At 59.7% G+C, this 13,638-nt stretch carries 12 protein-coding genes and 1 pseudogene; 10 read left to right on the plus strand and 3 right to left on the minus strand.

Annotation, left to right across the window (positions count from 1 at the left end; all coding sequences use genetic code 11):
• Window positions 1–48: 48 nt before the first annotated feature.
• Together BLU26_RS11905 and BLU26_RS11910 are read right to left on the minus strand one after the other, a co-directional pair.
• Complete coding sequence (locus BLU26_RS11905; RefSeq protein WP_092286944.1) at window positions 49–936, minus strand: lysophospholipid acyltransferase; 888 nt, start codon at window positions 934–936, stop codon at window positions 49–51.
• A gap of 332 nt (window positions 937–1,268) precedes the next feature.
• Window positions 1,269–1,859 carry a DNA-3-methyladenine glycosylase I gene (locus BLU26_RS11910; RefSeq protein WP_092286946.1) on the minus strand — a complete coding sequence of 197 codons (591 nt, stop codon included), beginning with the start codon at window positions 1,857–1,859 and terminating at the stop codon, window positions 1,269–1,271.
• A gap of 112 nt (window positions 1,860–1,971) precedes the next feature.
• Here BLU26_RS11910 and BLU26_RS11915 point away from each other — a divergent pair, with 112 nt between their 5' ends.
• The 10 genes and pseudogenes from BLU26_RS11915 to BLU26_RS11960 all read left to right on the plus strand — a co-directional run bounded on the left by BLU26_RS11915 (window position 1,972) and on the right by BLU26_RS11960 (window position 11,123).
• The gene (locus tag BLU26_RS11915) at window positions 1,972–2,310 is read left to right on the plus strand and encodes an FKBP-type peptidyl-prolyl cis-trans isomerase (protein ID WP_092286948.1); all 339 of its coding nucleotides are present in this window, start codon (window positions 1,972–1,974) and stop codon (window positions 2,308–2,310) included.
• 83 nt (window positions 2,311–2,393) lie between these two features.
• Window positions 2,394–2,768 (plus strand): hypothetical protein, encoded by a 375-nt coding sequence (locus BLU26_RS11920; RefSeq protein WP_092286950.1) that lies wholly within the window; start codon window positions 2,394–2,396, stop codon window positions 2,766–2,768.
• Window positions 2,765–2,962 carry a helix-turn-helix transcriptional regulator gene (locus BLU26_RS11925; protein WP_092286952.1) on the plus strand — a complete coding sequence of 66 codons (198 nt, stop codon included), beginning with the start codon at window positions 2,765–2,767 and terminating at the stop codon, window positions 2,960–2,962. The genes BLU26_RS11920 and BLU26_RS11925 overlap by 4 nt, the downstream gene beginning before the upstream one ends.
• A 31-nt stretch (window positions 2,963–2,993) precedes the next feature.
• Window positions 2,994–4,010, plus strand: coding sequence for a mechanosensitive ion channel family protein (locus tag BLU26_RS11930; protein ID WP_092286954.1), 1,017 nt, complete (start codon window positions 2,994–2,996; stop codon window positions 4,008–4,010).
• A gap of 207 nt (window positions 4,011–4,217) precedes the next feature.
• Window positions 4,218–5,273, plus strand: a pseudogene (ilvA, locus tag BLU26_RS11935) (threonine ammonia-lyase, biosynthetic); the annotation flags it as partial.
• A gap of 248 nt (window positions 5,274–5,521) precedes the next feature.
• Window positions 5,522–6,469, plus strand: a complete 948-nt coding sequence (glyQ, locus tag BLU26_RS11940; RefSeq protein WP_092288469.1) for a glycine--tRNA ligase subunit alpha — start codon at window positions 5,522–5,524, stop codon at window positions 6,467–6,469.
• On the plus strand, window positions 6,469–8,523 hold the full coding sequence (gene glyS / locus BLU26_RS11945) for a glycine--tRNA ligase subunit beta (protein ID WP_092288470.1): 2,055 nt from the start codon (window positions 6,469–6,471) through the stop codon (window positions 8,521–8,523). Before glyQ ends, glyS begins: the two co-directional genes overlap by 1 nt.
• A 69-nt stretch (window positions 8,524–8,592) precedes the next feature.
• On the plus strand, window positions 8,593–9,126 hold the full coding sequence (gmhB, locus tag BLU26_RS11950) for a D-glycero-beta-D-manno-heptose 1,7-bisphosphate 7-phosphatase (RefSeq protein WP_092286958.1): 534 nt from the start codon (window positions 8,593–8,595) through the stop codon (window positions 9,124–9,126).
• 3 nt (window positions 9,127–9,129) lie between these two features.
• On the plus strand, window positions 9,130–9,864 hold the full coding sequence (locus tag BLU26_RS11955) for a lysophospholipid acyltransferase family protein (protein ID WP_092286960.1): 735 nt from the start codon (window positions 9,130–9,132) through the stop codon (window positions 9,862–9,864).
• 50 nt (window positions 9,865–9,914) lie between these two features.
• Entirely contained in the window at window positions 9,915–11,123 is a 1,209-nt protein-coding gene (locus BLU26_RS11960) for a PilT/PilU family type 4a pilus ATPase (RefSeq protein ID WP_407920352.1), read from the plus strand.
• 83 nt (window positions 11,124–11,206) lie between these two features.
• On the opposite strand, the gene gyrB is transcribed toward BLU26_RS11960, so the two are convergent.
• Complete coding sequence (gene gyrB / locus BLU26_RS11965) at window positions 11,207–13,621, minus strand: DNA topoisomerase (ATP-hydrolyzing) subunit B (RefSeq protein WP_092286964.1); 2,415 nt, start codon at window positions 13,619–13,621, stop codon at window positions 11,207–11,209.
• Window positions 13,622–13,638 lie beyond the last annotated feature (17 nt).

Consider the following 13,638-nt stretch of genomic DNA (forward strand, 5'->3'; position numbering starts at 1 on the left):
ACCTGTTTGCGTAAACACCTGCCGCCGACCCTCGCCGACGCTACCGCTTTAATACCACCTTTTTTCACCCTCTGGGCGCTTTTTGAACCGCTTCATGCTCCACATGTACTGACTGGGCCAGCGCCGCACATAACCCTCGATCACCGCGCTCATGCAGGCCACCGCGGTTAGTTCGTCCGCGCTGTAGAGTGCCTCGGGCGCCTCTTCGAGAATCACCTTGAAGCCGCTGTTATCGGGTAGTCGAAGGCAGTGGAAGAACAACGCTTTGGCGTCATTGCCGCGCAGCAGGTTGGGCACAAACTTGCTGGTCAGCGCCTGGGTAGCAAAGAAGGGGACGAACAGCCCACTCTTGCGCGCCGGTTCCGGGTCAGCCGGAATACCCACCGCGCCACCGCGACGCACTTCGCGCATGACGCTGATGATGCCCTCGCGGGTAGAGGCCGCTACCTTGTTGCCCAATTGCGTGCGTTGCCGCTGCAGCAGTTCGTCCACCGCTTTCTGCTTCGGCGGCCGGTAGAAGATGATCGGGCTGGCGTGCGAGCAATACCAGTGATTGAGCACTTCCCAATTGCCCAGGTGGCTGGTAATGCCAACCACACCCTTGCCCGCGGCAATGGCCTCGTCCAGTAGATGAGCCCCTTCCACTTCCTTGATGAAACCCACGGTCTTGCGCGGCGACCACATCCAGGCACACGCGCTTTCAGCCATGCTGCGCCCGGTATCGAGCAGGGTACGGCGCACCAGGTCGTCCAGTTCGGTCTTGCTCAGTTCGGGCATACAGTGACTGAGGTTGATGCGGGTCACCTCCCGCGAGCGGTTAGGCAACTTCCACATCAGCCAGCCGACGAAAGCGCCCAAACGCTGCGCCGCAGCAAACGGCAACAGGGCAAAGAGCTTGAGAAAACCAACGATGAATGCGCCTTTCAACCGCTCCACTGCATGTACCCCGGCATCAATTCAAAAACCCATTGTAAGTGGCACGGCCGCGTTGGGCGAGGGGCACTAGGGAAGCACTGATTAATTCCACACGCCCTCTGCGAGTGATCAAGCATGTAGCTGCAAGGCGTGCTGTGCAACCAATAGTGGTTCTATTGGCAAGCAGCGCAACACAGCAGATGCATGCTTGAGCGCTCGCCCTACGGGGTGTACAGGCTGGGCCGCACTCTGCGTTGTGATTTCTCGACAGGTCCCGACATGCCTTCGAAATCACGCCTTGATTGCAGCCCAGCCTGCACGCCAGAGGGCATGCGGAATTAATTAGTGTTTCCCTAGGCAGAACCGCCCAGCACGGCAAAGCGGTGGCAGTCGCGGGTATGGTCCATGACCATGCCGGTGGCCTGCATGAAGGCATAGCAAATGGTCGGCCCGACGAAAGTAAAACCGGCCTTTTTCAAGGCTTTGCTCATGTTGGCGGCGGCCGCCGTCTGTGCCGGTATTTCACTCAGGCTGGCAAAATTATTTATCTGCGGCTGGCCACCCACAAACTGCCATAACCAGGCGACCGGTTCATGCTGCTCGCTGAGCGCCAGCCAGGCCTGCGCATTGCGCCGAGCGCCATACACCTTCAAACGGTTGCGAATGATGCCACTATTTTGCAGCAGCGCCTGCAGCTGCTCGTCGCTCTGGCCGGCCATAAAGGAGGCATCAAAGCCGCGATACAGCTGCCGGTAATGCGCGCGCTTGCGTAGTACGGTGATCCACGACAGGCCAGCCTGAAAGCCTTCCAGCAGCAGCATCTCAAACAGCTGCTCGGCATCCCGACAGGGCACGCCCCACTCCTCGTCGTGGTATTGCTGATACACGGGGTCATCCGAGCACCATTGGCAGCGGGCGAGGGGGGCAGCTGATGGTTTACTCACAATTCAGACTCCTGACTGATGACGACTCCAGAACCGCGTCTGCGACGTTTATACTCTGCGCAGGATGAATTCCCAACCTCATTTTCTTCCCACAGCAAGGTGGCAACCGCGTATGAGCAATGAACTGGCAATCAATGACATTCAACTCGGTGACGGCAAGGAATGCGTCAAAGGCGCCTTGATTACCGTGCATTACACCGGCCGCCTGGACGATGGCAGCGTGTTCGACTCCTCGCATCAGCGCGGCAAGCCCTTTCAGTGCGTGATTGGCACCGGCCGCGTGATCAAGGGCTGGGATCAGGGCCTGATGGGCATGCGTGTGGGTGGCAAGCGCGAACTCTACGTACCCTCTCATCTTGCCTATGGAGAGCGCAGCATGGGACCAATCAAGGCGCACTCCAATCTGCGCTTCGAGATCGAGCTGCTGGAAGTACTCACCCGTGATGATTGAGTACCTTGCCGCCCTGTAAAGATGACTTGACATTGATCACCCAGACTGTAAAGTCAGCTTTACACTCAAACGGAGGGCACAAGATGGTCAGGTATCGGTTTATCTACCAATTCGGTTTGACCATGCTGGCTTATCTGCTCAGTGTGGTCGTCAGCAGTCAGCTGCTGACAACGCCCCACGGCGCTTTCCTCTCCATCGCTCTCGCGCTGCTGCCCGTACCCTTTCTCTGCCTGATGGCAACGGCGGTGGTGCGACAATTGCGCCGCATGGATGAGCTGGGGCAGCGCATTCAGCTCGAAGCCCTGGGTCTGGCTTTCGTAGGCAGCGCGCTGATTACCTTCAGCTACGGATTTCTGGAAACTGCCGGCTTCCCCCGCTTGTCCATGTTCTATGTCTGGCCATTGATGGGCAGCCTGTGGGCGCTGGGTTGTGTGCTCGGCGTAAGGCGCTACCGTTGAAAAGCCGTCTGCGCGAGCTGCGCAGCGCCCAGGGCTGGTCTCAGGGCGAACTGGCCAGCCGTATCGGCGTATCGCGACAGACCATCAATGCGATCGAGCAGGAGAAGTACGATCCCAGTCTGCCACTGGCCTTCAAGCTGGCGCAGGTATTCAGCCTGCCGATAGAAGCGATTTTCACGCCGAGCGGCGACTGAGTACGCAAAAAACACCGCGAAGGAGATAAGGGTGAACGCCGAGCAACTGCAATTTAATCTGGACCCGGTCATCCAGCGTTTGCTGGAGGAGGCCTATAGCCTGCTGGCCGCTTTGCCGCTGCTGCTGTTGGCGCTGATCATGGTCTGGCTGTGCTGGGCGTTGGGTGGCTGGTTATCGCGCCGCGCCCTGCTGGAGCGCGTGGCCTCACGCAACCCGTTCATGCGCGACCTGACCCGCACCACGGTGCGCTGGTCGGCGACGCTGATTGGCGTGCTGATCGCATTGGAGATCATGAATGCCACCGCACTGGTGGGCGCGGTCCTGGGCACCGCCGGGGTGCTCGGCGTCGCCCTCGGCTTTGCCTTCAAGAACACCATGGAGAACTACCTTGCCGGTATTCTCATGAGTCTGCGCCAACCCTTTGCGCCCAAGGATCACGTAGTCATCGACGGCAATGAAGGGGTAGTGGTGGCGCTGACCTCGCGTGCCACTGTGCTGATGACCCTGGATGGCAACCACCTGCGCATCCCCAACGCCCTGGTGTTCAGCAGCGTCATGCTCAACTACACGCGCAACCCCAGCCGCCGTTTTGCCTTTGATGTGGGCATCGGCGTTAACGAAGACCTGGTGCGCGCCCAGCGCATCGGTACCGACAAGCTCAATGCCCTCGATGGTGTGATGGATACCCCGCCGCCGCGGGCCTATATCACGGCGCTGGGCGATTCCAACGTGCAGGTGCGCTACCATGCCTGGGTAGATCAGCGCTCCCACGACTTCGTTAGCGTCAAGAGTGAAGCCATTCGTCAGGTCAAGCTCGCGCTGGAAGCAGCCGAGATGGACATGCCTGAGCCCATCTACCGGGTGCAGATTACCGAACGCGGCAGCGCCCCGCAGGCGACAGCCAGCGCGCAGGCCAGCAGGCAAACAAGCGCCGAAGACGCCGCTATCGATATGCGCGTAAAGCCCGACCTGGACGCCCAGATCGCCCAGGATCAACATCAGCGCGGCAGTGAAGATCTGCTTGATCCTAACGCCCCCCGCGAGTAGCCCCGCCAGCCGCCGCAAGATGCCGCTTGACCCACCCAAGCGCAAGCGGCTACATTCAAGCCCATGAACAAACCCGCACAGCTGCGCGCACAGATGATTATGACCGCCATTCCCATATCGGCGGGCTAGCTACGTGCGCACCCAAACCCGCCTTCGAGGCGGGTTTTTTGTAACGTCTCCAAGGCCAAAGCGATTTCAGGAGACAACATGAACACCGCCGTACCCGCCCTCACCAGCACACCGCCACCGACCGCCGAACCCCAACCGGTAGACGATGGCGTGAGCGACCTACCCCGCGCGCGCCTGAAACAGCTGGTCACCCGCATTCTCTCGGCGCCGGTCTACGATCTGGCGGTGGAAACCCCGCTGCAGACTGCTGCGGGGTTATCAGGCCGGCTGGGCAATCAAGTGCTGCTCAAGCGTGAAGATCTGCAACCGGTGTTCTCCTTCAAGATTCGCGGCGCCTATACCAAGATCGCGCGGCTCAGCGAGACCGCCCGCGCCAAGGGCGTGATCACCGCGTCTGCCGGCAACCACGCGCAGGGCGTCGCCCTTGCGGCGCAAAAACTCGGCATCCAGGCGCTGATCGTCATGCCCACCACCACCCCGGCGCTCAAGATCGAGGGCGTGCGCTCCCGTGGTGCTACAGCGCTGTTGCACGGCGAAGCCTTCCCTGCGGCTCTAGCCCATGCCCTGCAACTGGCCGAGCAGTACGGCTACACCTTCATCCCGCCGTTCGACGATCCCGACGTGATCGCCGGACAGGGCACGGTGGCCGTGGAAATTCTGCGGCAGCAGGGCGGCCAGCTGGATGCGATCTTCGTCCCGGTGGGCGGCGGCAGTCTGATCGCGGGCGTTTCCGCCTATGTGAAATACCTGCGCCCGGACGTCCGCATCATTGGCGTAGAATCGGAAGAGTCCGCCTGTTTGCAGGCTGCTTTGGCGGCAGGTGAACGCGTTACCTTGCCCAAAGTAGGGCGCTTTGCCGATGGCGTCGCCGTCGCCCAGGTCGGTTTGAACAACTTCGAAGTGTGCCGCCATTACGTGGACGAGGTGATCACCGTCAGCAACGACGCCATCTGCGCCGCCGTGCGGGACATCTACGACGATACCCGCTCCATCACCGAACCTTCCGGCGCCCTGGCGGTGGCCGGTCTCAAGCAGTACGTGGGGCGCGAGCAATGCCGCGATCAGGTACTGGTGGCCATCAACTCCGGCGCCAATATCGATTTCAACAGCCTGGGTTATGTGATTGAGCGGGCCGGGGTGATGGCGCGAGGCTAAGCTGCACCCATCACCTGTACGTCAGCGTCATTGCATCCCGCCGGCAAGGCACCGGCGGCCACGCCACTGAATCGCCGCAGCCTAGCCAGGCCAACTCTGCCTGGCCGCGAACGCGCTCCCGATTTGCGCGCTCGCCCCAGCAAATCCGCCGCTTTCCTGTATGTTGCCCCCTATCTGAATGTATACTTCGGCCTTTCTTTATTTCGCAGCCTACCCCGGTGAAAAACGTGACTCAGACCAATCCAGCCGTCCACACCTTCCAAGGACTGATCCTTGCCCTACAGAGCTACTGGGCAGAGCGGGGGTGTGTGGTACTGCAGCCCTACGACATGGAAATGGGCGCCGGCACCTTCCATACCGCGACCTTCCTGCGCGCCGTTGGCCCGGAGAAGTGGAACGCCGCTTATGTACAGCCCAGCCGCCGCCCGGCTGACGGCCGCTATGGCGAGAACCCCAACCGCCTGCAGCATTACTACCAATTCCAGGTGGTGCTCAAACCGAACCCTGACAACATCCAGGAGCTGTACCTCGACTCGCTGCGCCACATCGGCGTCGACCCGCTGGTACACGACATTCGCTTTGTTGAAGACAACTGGGAATCGCCCACACTCGGCGCCTGGGGTCTGGGTTGGGAAGTCTGGTTGAACGGTATGGAAGTGACCCAGTTCACCTATTTCCAGCAGGTCGGCGGCGTCGAATGCTATCCGGTGACCGGCGAGATTACCTACGGTCTGGAGCGTCTGGCGATGTACCTGCAGGGCGTGGATTCGGTCTACGATCTGGTCTATTCCGATGGCCCCTTCGGCAAGGTCACTTACGGCGACGTGTTCCACCAGAACGAGGTAGAGCAATCAACCTTCAACTTCGAGCACGCCAATGTCGACAAGCTGTTTGAGCTGTTTGACTTCTACGAGAGCGAAGCCAATAGGCTGATCGAGCTGGAGCTGCCGCTGCCGGCCTATGAAATGGTCATCAAGGCCTCGCACACCTTCAACCTGCTGGATGCTCGCCGCGCCATCTCGGTGACCGAGCGTCAGCGTTATATTCTCCGTGTCCGCACATTGTCCCGCGCGATTGCCCAGAGCTACCTGCTGGCCCGCGCTCGCCTCGGCTTCCCGATGGCCACCCCCGAATTGCGTGATGAAGTACTGGCCAAGCTGAAGGAGGCCGAATGATGCAGGCTCAGGATTTTCTGGTTGAACTGGGTACCGAAGAGCTGCCGCCCAAGGCGCTGAAAAAGCTTGCCGAGGCGTTTCTGGCCGGCGTGGAGAAGGGCCTGAACGAAGCTGGCCTGGCATACAGCGCGGCGCGCTACTTTGCCGCGCCGCGTCGGCTGGCGATCCAGGTTGATCAACTGGCCACCCAGCAGCCCGACCGCAGCAATCAAATGGACGGCCCACCGGTGCAGGCCGCCTTCGATGCCGACGGCAACCCGACCAAAGCAGCCGAAGGCTTTGCCCGCAAGTGTGGCGTGAGCGTTGCCGAGCTGGATCAGAGCGGCCCCAAACTGCGCTTTGTACAGAGCATTCCGGGTCAGCCCGCGGCTGATCTGCTGCCTGGTATCGTCGATAGCGCATTGGCTGCGTTGCCGATTCCCAAACGCATGCGCTGGGCTGATCGCAAGACCGAGTTCGTGCGCCCGACCCAATGGCTGATGATGCTGCTGGGCGAGCAGGTAGTACCCTGCGAGATTCTCGCGCAGACCGCCGGCAACCAGTCGCGCGGACATCGTTTCCATCACCCCGACAGCGTCACCATCAACGCGCCCGCCGCCTACGCAGAAGCTCTGCGCGAGGCCTACGTGATTTCCGACTTTGCCGAGCGCCGTGAGCTGATCAGCGAGCGCGTCGCCGCGCTGGCTGCCGAGCAGCAGGGCACCGCCATCGTACCGGAGGATCTGCTGGATGAAGTGACCGCGCTGGTCGAGTGGCCGGTGCCGCTGGTGTGCAGCTTTGAGGAACGCTTCCTCGAGGTGCCACAGGAGGCACTGATTTCTACCATGCAGGATAACCAGAAGTACTTCTGCCTGCTGGACGCCAATGGCAAGCTGCTGCCGCGCTTTATCACCGTCGCCAACCTGGAAAGCAAAGACCCGCAGCAGATCATCGAAGGCAATGAAAAGGTCGTGCGTCCGCGCCTGACCGATGCCGAGTTCTTCTTCAAGCAGGACAAGAAACAGCCGCTGGAAAGCCACAACGCCAGGCTCGCCAACGTCGTGTTTCAAGCCGAGCTGGGTAGCGTCTACGACAAGGCTGTGCGGGTATCAAACCTGGCCGGTTTCATTGCCGAACAGATCGGTGGTGACAGCAGCAAGGCGCAACGCGCCGGCCTGCTGAGCAAGTGCGACCTGTCGACCGAAATGGTCGGCGAGTTCCCCGAGCTGCAGGGCATCGCCGGTTATTACTACGCCAAGCACGACGGCGAGGCTGAAGACGTTGCTCTGGCCCTGAATGAGCAGTACATGCCGCGCGGCGCCGGCGCCGAGCTGCCGACTACCCTGACCGGTGCCGCCGTAGCACTGGCCGACAAGATCGATACGCTGGTCGGCATTTTCGGCATCGGCATGCTGCCCACCGGCTCGAAAGATCCCTATGCGCTGCGTCGCGCCGCGTTGGGTGTGCTGCGCATTCTTATCGACAAGCAGCTGGAACTGAACCTGAATGAAGCCCTGCAGGTTGCCGTGCAGCAGTATGGCGAGCGCGTAAAGGCTGAGGGCCTGATCAGCCAGGTGCAAGACTTCATCTTCGACCGCCTGCGCGCGCGCTACGAAGACGAAGGCATCGACACCACCGTGTACCAATCGGTGCGCGCCGTGAGCCCGCTATCGCCACTGGATTTCGATCAGCGCGTGCAGGCCGTGCAGGCTTTCCGTCGCCTGCCCGAAGCCGAGACCCTGGCTGCTGCCAACAAGCGGGTGTCCAACATCCTCTCTAAGGCAGAGGGTGAGGTGTCCAGCGCCATCGATCGCACGCTGCAGCAAGAAGCCGCCGAGCAGACGTTGACCCGCGCCGTAGAAGCCGCTGAGCAGGCCGTAGCGCCGCTGGCGAGTGAGCGCCGTTATCAGCAGACGCTTGAGCATCTGGCAGCGCTACGCAAGCCGGTAGACGCTTTCTTCGATCAGGTCCTGGTGAACGCCGAGGACCCTGCCGTGAAAGCCAACCGTTACGCGTTGCTGGCACGCTTGCGTGGCCTGTTCCTTGGGGTTGCTGACATTTCGCTATTGGGTTGAAGCAGCCACAAAGACTAAGCGGCAAGCTGTCCGCTCTGACTTGTAGCTTGCCGTGTGGAGCTTGCCGCTATGAAGCTGATCATTCTCGACCGCGACGGGGTCATCAACCAGGACTCCGACGCCTACATCAAGAGCCTGGAGGAATGGATCCCCATCCCCGGCTCAATCGACGCCATTGCGCGCCTGAGCAAGGCCGGTTGGACGGTGGCGGTGGCCACCAACCAATCCGGTGTCGGGCGTGGCTACTACAGTGAAGCGACACTGCAGAGCATGCATGAGCGGCTGCGCGCGCTGGTGGCAGGGCAGGGTGGCAAGGTCGACCTGATCCGCTATTGTCCGCACTCTCCCGAGGTTGGCTGTGATTGCCGCAAACCGGCGCCCGGCTTGTTTCATCAAATTGCGCAGGGCCTGCATGCCGATCTGGCTGGCGTACCCACCGTCGGCGATAGCCTGCGCGATCTGCAGGCCGGTATCGCCGTTGGCTGCAGCCCTTTTCTGGTACGTACCGGCAAAGGCCAGAGCACACAACACAAGGCGTTGCCCGAAGGCACGCTGATTTTTGATAATCTGGCCGCCGTTGCCGACCACCTTCTGGAAGCCTGAACCATGTCCTTGCTGATGCGCCTTCGCGTCATTCTGTTTTATTTTCTGCTGGCGTCCAGTGCCGGCATCTGGTGTGTGCTGATTGTCTTTATTGCGCCTTTTCTCAGCACCCGCTGGCGCATCAAGGTGATCATCGAGTGGTGGACGCGCGCCGCGGTCTGGCTGAGCAAGCAGATAGTCGGTCTCGATTATGAAGTGAGCGGACGCGAGAACATCCCTGATCAACCCGGGGTAATTCTGGCCAATCACCAAAGCACCTGGGAAACCTTCTTTCTGCCCCAACTGTTTCGACCACAAACCCAACTGATCAAGAAAGAGCTGCTTTACGTGCCCTTTTTTGGCTGGGCCTTTGCACTGGCCAAGCCGATTGCCATCGACCGCAGCAAGGCCCGCGACTCGCTGCAACAGCTCACCCGTATTGGCGGCCAGCGCCTGGCAGAGGGCATCTGGATTCTGGTGTTCCCCGAAGGCACGCGCAAGCTGCCCGGCGAACAGGTCAAGTTTTCCCGCGGCGGCGCGGCACTGGCCTGCGCCAACGCTGCCCCCATCATTCCGGTCGCGCATAACGCTGGGGCACACTGGCCCAAGCAGGGCTGGGGCAAAAAGCCGGGCACCATCAAGGTGATGATCGGTCCGGCGATCTACCCTGCCGGCAGTGATCCAAGATCCATCGTCGCGGCCAACAAGCAGGCCGAGGCCTGGATTAACCAGGCGCTGCAGGACACTCGCGACACCTAAGCTCAGGATGGTCCATACTGGCCGTTAAAACGCCTCTGTGGGCCCTTACAATCAACATCAGATCGGAACACGACATGGATATTCATCGCTACCTGAAAGCGCTGGTAGAAAAGGAAGGATCCGACCTGTTCTTCAGCGTGGGTGCACCGGTCACGCTCAAGCGCGAAGGTGAATTCTTTGCCTTCGGCAATCAGCCGCTGGCCAATGGCGCGGTCAAGGATCTGGCCTGGCAACTGATGAGCGAGAAGCAGATCGCCGAGTTTGAGGTCGAGCAGGAAATGAACCTCGCGGTCGGCTTGCCGCAAGTTGGGCGTTTTCGCGTGAACGTCTACTACCAGCGCGGCGAAGTGGGCATGGTGATCCGCCACATCAGCCACAAGATCCCCGCCTTTGCCGAACTGGGTTTGCCCAAGCAACTGGAGAAACTGGCACTGAAGGATCGCGGCCTGGTCCTGGTGGTCGGCGCTACCGGTTCGGGCAAGTCCACGACACTGGCGGCCATGCTGGACTACCGCAATACTCACCGCGCCGGGCATATTGTCTGTATAGAAGACCCGATCGAGTTCCTGCACAAACACAAGAAGGCAATCATCGATCAGCGTGAAGTGGGCCTGGATACGCAAAGCTTCGCCCATGCGCTGCGCAACGTATTGCGCGAATCACCCGACGTGATCATGATCGGTGAAATTCGTGATCGCCAGACCATGCAGCACGCCCTGCACTACAGCGAAACCGGCCATCTTGTCGTCGCTACTCTGCACGCCACCAACAGCGTTCAGGCGGTAGATCGCATCGTTAATCTCTTTCCCGACGGCGAACGCAAACAAACCCTTGGCGATATCTCGGCGAATCTCGCCGGTATCATCGCCCAACGTCTGGTGCCCGGCACCGAGAAGAAGCGGGTGGCGGCGGTGGAGGTACTCTTGCGTACGCCTTATATCCGCAATCTGATCGCCAGAGACGAACTGAGCGAGATCAAGGATTCAATGAACCGCGGTCAGGAGCCTGGCCTGCAGAGCTTCGATCAGCACCTGCACGAACTGGTCAGCGCCGGGACAGTGAGCATGGAAATGGCCCTGCGCTACGCTGATTCGCCAACCGATCTCAAACTCAAGGCCAAATTCAACGATACTCGTAGCGAGTCACCGTTAAAGATGGAGCAGTCCGGATCTGGCGCCCCTGCCGCCGAAGCAGAGCTGGAGTTCAAGGCCCCGTCTACCGGCTTCTCCGACTCAGATCTGACCGACGATTTCCGTTAAACACAGCGTGCAGTAAAGGCAAAAGAAAACCCCTTAATCCATACGGATTAAGGGGTTTTTCAGCACTACACACTAGTTGTTGATCACACGTCCAGGTTGGACACCGCCAAGGCGTTACTTTCGATAAAGTCACGGCGCGGTTCAACGTGGTCGCCCATCAGCGTGTTGAAGATCTGATCCGCCGCAATGGCGTCTTCGATATTCACCCGCAACATACGGCGGCTCTCCGGGTCCATGGTGGTTTCCCAGAGCTGTTCCGGGTTCATCTCGCCAAGACCCTTATAGCGCTGAATGGTGTGGCGACGGGCAGTCTCGTTCATCATCCATTCAAGCGCTTCCTTGAAGGTGCTGATCGGCTTTTTCTTCTCACCGCGCTGCATGTAGGCGCCGGATTCCAGCAGACTCTGCAATTTCTCGCCGAGTTCGGCCATGGTGCGGTAATCGTTACTGGCGAACAGATCACGGTTGAAGGTGATGTAGCTCGACAGGCCGTGGGTGATGGATTCAACCTCGGGCAGCCACAGATGACGCTCGCGGTCTTCCCGCAGGCTGACATTGTATTGCTGGCCGGATTTGTCACCGGTGGCTACACGCTCGGCAAACCCTTTCAGCCAGCCTTCCATGAAGGCTTTGTCGGCCAGGTTGTCTACGCTCAAACGCGGCAGGTAGATGAAGTGCTCCATCAGCTCCTGCGGGTAGAGGCGCGCGAGGCGCTTGAGGGTACGCATGACCGCTCGGAATTCCTGCACGATACGCTCCAGCGCCTCACCGGTGATACCGGGAGCATCTTCGTTAACGTACAGGTAGGAATCTTCCAGCGCGGACTGGGTAAGGTACTCTTCCAGCGCCTCATCGTCCTTCAAGTACTGCTCTTGCTTGCCTTTCTTGATCTTGTACAGCGGCGGCTGGGCGATATAGATGTAGCCGTTCTCGATCAATTCCGGCATCTGGCGGAAGAAGAACGTCAGCAGCAGAGTGCGAATGTGCGAACCGTCGACGTCAGCATCGGTCATGATGATGATGTTGTGGTAACGCAGCTTCTCGATGTTGAACTCTTCACGACCAATACCACAGCCCAGCGCGGTAATCAGCGTGCCAACTTCGGCGGAGGAGAGCATCTTGTCGAAGCGCGCTTTTTCGACGTTAAGGATTTTGCCCTTGAGCGGCAAGATAGCCTGCGTTTTACGGTTTCGGCCCTGCTTGGCGGATCCGCCGGCCGAGTCCCCTTCCACTATGTAGAGTTCGGAAAGACCAGGGTCTTTTTCCTGACAGTCGGCCAGCTTGCCGGGCAGACCAGCGATATCCAGCGCGCCCTTACGACGGGTCATTTCCCGCGCCTTGCGGGCGGCTTCGCGGGCGCGCGCAGCATCGATCATCTTGCCGACCACCGCTTTGGCTTCACCCGGTTTTTCCAGCAAATAGTCTGCGAAGGACTTGTTCATTTCCTGCTCGACCGCGGTCTTCACCTCGGATGAAACCAGCTTATCCTTGGTCTGCGAGGAAAATTTGGGGTCCGGCACCTTCACGGAAATGATCGCGGTCAGACCTTCCCGAGCGTCGTCGCCAGAGGTGTTGACCTTGAGCTTCTTCAACAAGCCTTCTTGCTCGATGTAAGTATTCAGCGTGCGCGTTAGGGCGCTGCGGAAACCGGCCAGGTGAGTACCACCATCGCGCTGCGGAATGTTGTTGGTGAAGCAGAGGATACTTTCGTTAAAGCTGTCATTCCACTGCATCGCCACTTCCACGGCAATGCCGTCGTCGCGCTGCAGATTGAAATGGAATACTGAGTTGATGGTGCTCTTGTTGACGTTGAGATACTCAACGAAAGCACGCAGACCACCTTCGTACTTGAACAGCTCCTTCTTGCCACTGCGCTCGTCAGTCAGGTTGATACCTACACCCGAGTTGAGGAAGGAGAGTTCGCGCAGACGCTTGGCGAGGATATCCCAGCTGAAGCTGATGCTGCTGAACGTCTCGGCAGACGGCTTGAAGTGGATCTGGGTACCTGTGCTATCGGTATCGCCTACGGCTGCCAGAGGGGCCTGTGGGACGCCGTGAACGTAGGTTTGCTCCCATACCTTATTGTGACGACGTACTGTCAGAATAAGCTCCTCAGAGAGCGCGTTCACCACGGAAACACCTACACCGTGCAGGCCGCCGGAGACCTTGTAGCTGTTATCGTCAAACTTACCGCCGGCGTGCAGCACGGTCATGATGACCTCGGCTGCGGAGACACCCTCTTCGTGAGCGTCTACCGGGATGCCGCGACCGTTGTCACGCACGGTAATGGACTCATCGGTATGGATGATGATGTCGATATCGGTACAGTGCCCGGCGAGGGCTTCATCGATAGAGTTATCGACGACTTCAAAGACCATATGGTGGAGGCCGGTGCCATCGTCCGTATCCCCAATATACATACCGGGTCGCTTACGGACTGCATCAAGGCCTTTAAGGACCTTGATGCTTGATGAATCATAGGCATTATTATCGGTCATCTTAAGTCACTCCAGAC

It is taken from the genome of Halopseudomonas sabulinigri, from assembly GCF_900105255.1.
Classification (GTDB): domain Bacteria; phylum Pseudomonadota; class Gammaproteobacteria; order Pseudomonadales; family Pseudomonadaceae; genus Halopseudomonas; species Halopseudomonas sabulinigri.

Excerpts from the sequence above, each read along its gene's own strand:
- BLU26_RS11915 (WP_092286948.1), top strand. The coding sequence starts at position 1,972 with ATGAGCAATGAACTGGCAATCAATGACATTCAACTCGGTGACGGCAAG.
- BLU26_RS11920 (WP_092286950.1), top strand. The coding sequence starts at position 2,394 with ATGGTCAGGTATCGGTTTATCTACCAATTCGGTTTGACCATGCTGGCT.
- glyS (WP_092288470.1), top strand. The coding sequence starts at position 6,469 with ATGCAGGCTCAGGATTTTCTGGTTGAACTGGGTACCGAAGAGCTGCCG.
- gmhB (WP_092286958.1), top strand. The coding sequence starts at position 8,593 with ATGAAGCTGATCATTCTCGACCGCGACGGGGTCATCAACCAGGACTCC.
- BLU26_RS11955 (WP_092286960.1), top strand. The coding sequence starts at position 9,130 with ATGTCCTTGCTGATGCGCCTTCGCGTCATTCTGTTTTATTTTCTGCTG.
- gyrB (WP_092286964.1), bottom strand. The coding sequence starts at position 13,621 with ATGACCGATAATAATGCCTATGATTCATCAAGCATCAAGGTCCTTAAA.